Raw genomic sequence first — 4,549 nt, 5'->3', positions numbered from 1 at the left:
GCCACATATAGGGCCACAAATTGAGCAGCGTCTTGAAGGTCGAGGAGTCGGAGACGGTTTTTTCGGCCATTTTTGGCGCCTTCTTCTTATTTTCAGCGGCCGGAGCAGCAGGAATTGACGAGGGCGGCCACCGATGCAGAAACATCGGCGAGCGCGGCACGGTCGATCGCATAGCGCGAACGCTGGCGATCGGGCTCGAAGCGAACCAGCCCGGCTTCGACCAGTATTTTCAGATGTTGTGACACGGTGGACTGCGCCAGATCGAACCGATCGACGACTTCGCGGCAGTAGCAGGAGTTGCTTGCGGACAAGTATTTCAGGATTTCGATCCGAGCCGGGTGCGAAAGTGCTGCCAGCCGGGTGGCAACGGCTCGGCTGTCCGGGGTGCAGCCAGGTGCGTTTGTTTCCATAAGGGATTCAGTCATCGTCCATCGGCGATAGACGATGAGCAGGTCTGCGGCAAGCTACCCCGATGGGTAGAGCGACCTAATCTCCCCCCTTGAGGGGGAGATGTCACCAAAGGTGACAGAGGGGGTCGGTGCGTCCTGACGCGACGTCGTTTGGAGAAAAGAGAAGGTCGGCGCTTCACGCGCGACGACCCCTCTGGCCTGCCACCTCCCCTCAAGGAGGGAGATTGGCCAATCGCCAACCCTACTGCGTCTTGGCCGGCGCTGTCGTTGCCTGCTCGCCCATCGCCTTGAGGTCGGCGGCTTCGCCTTCCTTCGACTTTTCCGGGACCTTGAACACCTGCCCCGGCCAGATGCGGTCGGGATCGCTGATCTGGTCCTGGTTGGCGAGGTAAATGGTCGAGAAGCGCACGCCATGGCCATAGACGCGCCGTGAAATCCGCCACAGCGTGTCGTTGCGGCGGATGATGACGGCGCCGTCGGCATGTTCAAGTTTGGGCGCCACGGTCTCGGGCACATCGCTCGGCGGCGTCGCCTCCGTCACAACGGCCGGAGCGTCGGTGGCGGGAGCAGGCGTCGTGGCCGGAGCCGTTTCGGCCGCGGCCGGCGCCTCGGCGGCGGCCGGTGCGGCCGGCTTGGGCTGAACGGGCTTCGGCGCAGAGGGTGCCACGGCGGCGACCGCTTCGCCCGGCTCGCGCTCGAACGGCACGGCTGCGCGGGCCACAACTGTCACACCGTCGGTATCGAGGCCGTCGACACGGATTGTGTAGCTGCCGACCGGAATGTCGCGGGTCGCCTCGACCAGGAAATGACCGTCCGTCGACGTTTGCGCATCACCGAGCAGGATGTCGTTGGCATAGGCGCGCACCTTGCGGCCGGCATCGGCGAGACCGGCGACAAAGATCTTGCTGCCGTCGATCTCGACCGCCTCGACGACGATCTTGGGCTCGGTCACGCCTGCAGCGGGCGGCGTCGCCGGCGCTGCAGGAGCCGGTGCTGCTTCCACCACGGCAGGTGCTGGGGCGGCTGGTGCCGGAGCAGTTGCGGGCGCTTCGGCTGCGGGAACAGCCGGCGCGGCGGCCTGAGCAGCCGGCTTTGCCGCGGGCGCGGGAACGGTCAGCAATTCGGCCGGCTTGCCCGGCTCCTCGACCATGGCCAGCACCTGGCCGGCCGCATCCTTGGGAACCGAAACCACGGCGGTCTGCACCGAGGGCGTTACGACATCGCCCGTGGTCGCGCGCAGCGCGATCGTATAATCACCGGGCTTCAGCGGATCGTCGAGAATGATAACGAAGGCGCCATCGGGACCAGCGACCGTCGAGCCAAGCACCGTCGAGCCGTTGAGGATCTCGACCTTGGCGTTGGGCGCCGCATTGCCGGCGACGACAATCGAGCCATTGCTTTCGACGCGCACGACATCGAAGGACGGTGCGACCGGACCGGCCGCAGCCGGCGCCGCCGCGTCCGCGGCCGGTGCGGCCGGTGCCGTTGCCTGGGGCACCGCGGCGGGAGCCGCAGGGACCTCCGCGGCGGGCAGCCGCGCTTCGGTGCCGGGATCGGCCGATTTTGGCGCTGCGGGCGGCGTCTGCGCCGCCACTTGCGCCGGCGGCATGGGATTGAGATACGGGTCAAGTGCGCCCGATACATAGGCGGTTCCCGCGGCCGCAACGGTCCCACCCGCCGCGAACAGGAACGCCTTCAGTGGATTAATTGCCATACTTCCCTACCCCTTAGCCACCTAACGCCGGTCTAGCCTGTTTTATCAATACCGACAAGAAAAAGCCCGGACTTGTTAACTCTTGGGGCTTGACCCGGCTTTCAGACCCAATCACCAATCATCGGCATGAACACGATTCGATCCGTCTGCGTCTATTGCGGCTCGTCTCCGGGCCGCGATGAAACCTATATCAAGGCCGGACACCTGCTCGGACGCTCGATTGCCAAAGCGGGACTGCGGCTGGTCTATGGCGGCGGCACCAAAGGCATCATGGGCGCTGTCGCCGAAGGCGCGCTCAAGGCCGGCGGCAAGGTAACGGGCATCATTCCGCGCTTCCTGATCAACAAGGAAGCGAGCGAAACCGCGCTTGACCGGCTCGATGAACTCTTGATCACCGACAACATGCACGAGCGCAAGCACAGGATGTTCGAGAAATCCGACGCCTTTGTGGCGCTGCCGGGCGGGATCGGCACGGTCGAGGAGATCGTCGAGATCATGACCTGGGGGCAGCTTGGCCATCATCGCAAGCCGATCGTCTTCGCCAATGTCAAAGGATTTTGGGATCCGATGCTGGCGTTGCTCGATCACATGGCCGCCGAAGGCTTCATCCACACCGCACAGCGGGTCAAGCCGCTGGTTGTCGACGACCCCGAAGCGATCGTCGCCGCCATCATGGTGGCAGGGTCCTCCGTCGATGCTCCGACCGAGGGCGTGCAGTCGGTGATCGACAAAATGTAGGGGAGTAAGGGAATAGGGCAGTAAGGCAGTATGTGAATTGCCTGGAGTGTCCTGCCCTACTGCCCTACTGCCCTACTGCCCTACTGCCCTACTGCCCTACTGCCCTACTCCCTACTCCCCTCTTCCTCCGCAGCCTGCCGCAAATCGGCAATCACCGCCCGCCGGTCTTGACGCCGCCAGGCGAGATGGAGTGAAACCGTGCGGTCGAACCACGGCAGGTCGCGAAATACGATCCGCGGCGGCGCAGCGGCGCGCAGGCTGGCTTGCACCGTCGCCAGACCAAGGCCGGCGCTGACAAGGCCGAGCGAGGTCAGCGGATCCGCCGTTTCATAGGCGATGTCGGGCAAAAAGCCGGCTTTGGCGCAGGCGGCAAGGAACTGGCCGCGATTGGTGTCGTCCGGCTGGCGCACGACGGTGATCCAGGTGCGACCGTCAAGGTGATGCGGCCCAACCTCTGGTAATTGAACAAGCGGATCATCTTCGGGGATCGCCAGCACCAGCGGCTCATGCCGCAGCGCCATGGCGGCGACATCCGGGTCATCATCGGCTGGCGGCGAGTAGACAAAACCCAGATCCAGCGACCGCTGCCGTAGCCCTTCCAATTGCGCCGCAGAACGCAGGCTTCTCAGCTGCAGATGGAAATCCGGCCGGTCGCGACGGAACTGGCGCAGCATCCCGGCGACAAGCCCGGCATGAACGGCGCCTTCGACATAGCCGATGGCGAGCCGGCCGACGGCGCCGCTGGCCAGGTTGCGGCCGAACTCCTCCAAACGTCGCGCATCGGATAGCAGCGCGCGGGCCTCGGTGAGGAAGGCGCGCCCCTCGGCGTTGAGATGGACCCGCTGCTTCGACCTTTCAAAGAGGGAAACACCCAACTGCTCCTCGAGCTGGATGATCTGCCGGCTGAGCGGCGACTGAGAAATATGCAGCATCTCGGCGGCGCGCCCGACATTGCCGGTTTCGGCGACGGTAACGAAATACCTGATCTGGCGCAGGTCGAACATTTTTCTCCAGGCTCCAGTCCCCTGAGGTCTCAACTTTATCCTAACCAGTCTTGGACAGTCTGACCAGCGGGAGCGATAGTTCGGCCATCCAACCACAGGAGACCGCCATGCAGTTCTTTGCCCTTCTCACCCGCAACACCGAAAAATTTGCCGATGCCGATTTCGCTCCGCTTCTGCCCGGCGAAGCCGAACAGCGGCGCACGCTCTATGCCGAAGGCGCGGTACGCCAGGTGTGGAACCGAGGCGACATCCCGGGCAGCGGCATGATGCTCGAAGCCGCCGATGATGCAGAGGTTCGCGGCCATCTCGCCACCTTGCCGCTGGTCAAGGCCGGCATGATGGACATTGCCGCAATCGTGCCCCTCAAGCCCTACCCCGGCTTCGGCCCGAAGCACTGACCGGGGCACAATCCGGGGTGGCGAAGGCGTCACCACCGGATTGACGTGGGTGATCGACAGACCGTGATCGGCTGTCAAGAAACCGTCATACGGAACCGGGTTCGCTCGTGCTAGAAATCAAGGCCAGGCAGCCGCCGTGCGGTGCCATTTCGGAACATGCATCTGGCACCGCCCCATGGATATCACTCTCGCCCCGGAAGGCACCGACCTGTCGCCCTACCTGCCCGACGAGCACGGATTGTTCTTCATCTATCATTTCACCGCTGAGGGCGTGCGAACCAGGGA

5 protein-coding genes are annotated in these 4,549 nt (G+C 64.3%); 2 read left to right on the top strand and 3 right to left on the bottom strand.

What is annotated here, in order from left to right; translation table 11 throughout:
* Nucleotides 1–92 precede the first annotated feature (92 nt).
* Together EOD15_RS29080 and EOD15_RS29075 are read right to left on the bottom strand one after the other, a co-directional pair.
* Nucleotides 93–425, bottom strand: a complete 333-nt coding sequence (locus EOD15_RS29080) for a metalloregulator ArsR/SmtB family transcription factor (RefSeq protein WP_127323175.1) — start codon at nt 423–425, stop codon at nt 93–95.
* Between the two features lie 226 nt (nt 426–651).
* A complete protein-coding gene (locus tag EOD15_RS29075) occupies nt 652–2,124 on the bottom strand; it encodes a LysM peptidoglycan-binding domain-containing protein (protein WP_127409071.1) in 1,473 nt (490 codons plus the stop codon).
* Between the two features lie 126 nt (nt 2,125–2,250).
* Between EOD15_RS29075 and EOD15_RS29070 the strand changes: the two genes are divergently transcribed.
* Nucleotides 2,251–2,862 carry a TIGR00730 family Rossman fold protein gene (locus EOD15_RS29070; RefSeq protein ID WP_127332138.1) on the top strand — a complete coding sequence of 204 codons (612 nt, stop codon included), beginning with the start codon at nt 2,251–2,253 and terminating at the stop codon, nt 2,860–2,862.
* Between the two features lie 104 nt (nt 2,863–2,966).
* Here EOD15_RS29070 and EOD15_RS29065 read toward each other — a convergent pair whose 3' ends face one another.
* Nucleotides 2,967–3,866, bottom strand: coding sequence for a LysR substrate-binding domain-containing protein (locus EOD15_RS29065; RefSeq protein WP_127321037.1), 900 nt, complete (start codon nt 3,864–3,866; stop codon nt 2,967–2,969).
* A 107-nt stretch (nt 3,867–3,973) separates the two neighbouring features.
* Here EOD15_RS29065 and EOD15_RS29060 point away from each other — a divergent pair, with 107 nt between their 5' ends.
* Entirely contained in the window at nt 3,974–4,264 is a 291-nt protein-coding gene (locus tag EOD15_RS29060) for a muconolactone Delta-isomerase family protein (protein ID WP_127271666.1), read from the top strand.
* Nucleotides 4,265–4,549: the final 285 nt, after the last annotated feature.

The sequence above is a fragment of the Mesorhizobium sp. M7A.T.Ca.US.000.02.2.1 genome, from assembly GCF_003996995.1.
Classification (GTDB): Bacteria; Pseudomonadota; Alphaproteobacteria; order Rhizobiales; family Rhizobiaceae; genus Mesorhizobium.
The sequence above is the reverse complement of the archived record's forward strand: the minus strand, read 5'-3'. Positions and strand labels throughout refer to the sequence as shown.

Excerpts from the sequence above, each read along its gene's own strand:
- EOD15_RS29080 (WP_127323175.1), bottom strand. The coding sequence starts at position 425 with ATGACTGAATCCCTTATGGAAACAAACGCACCTGGCTGCACCCCGGAC.
- EOD15_RS29075 (WP_127409071.1), bottom strand. The coding sequence starts at position 2,124 with ATGGCAATTAATCCACTGAAGGCGTTCCTGTTCGCGGCGGGTGGGACC.
- EOD15_RS29065 (WP_127321037.1), bottom strand. The coding sequence starts at position 3,866 with ATGTTCGACCTGCGCCAGATCAGGTATTTCGTTACCGTCGCCGAAACC.
- EOD15_RS29060 (WP_127271666.1), top strand. The coding sequence starts at position 3,974 with ATGCAGTTCTTTGCCCTTCTCACCCGCAACACCGAAAAATTTGCCGAT.
- EOD15_RS29070 (WP_127332138.1), top strand. The coding sequence starts at position 2,251 with ATGAACACGATTCGATCCGTCTGCGTCTATTGCGGCTCGTCTCCGGGC.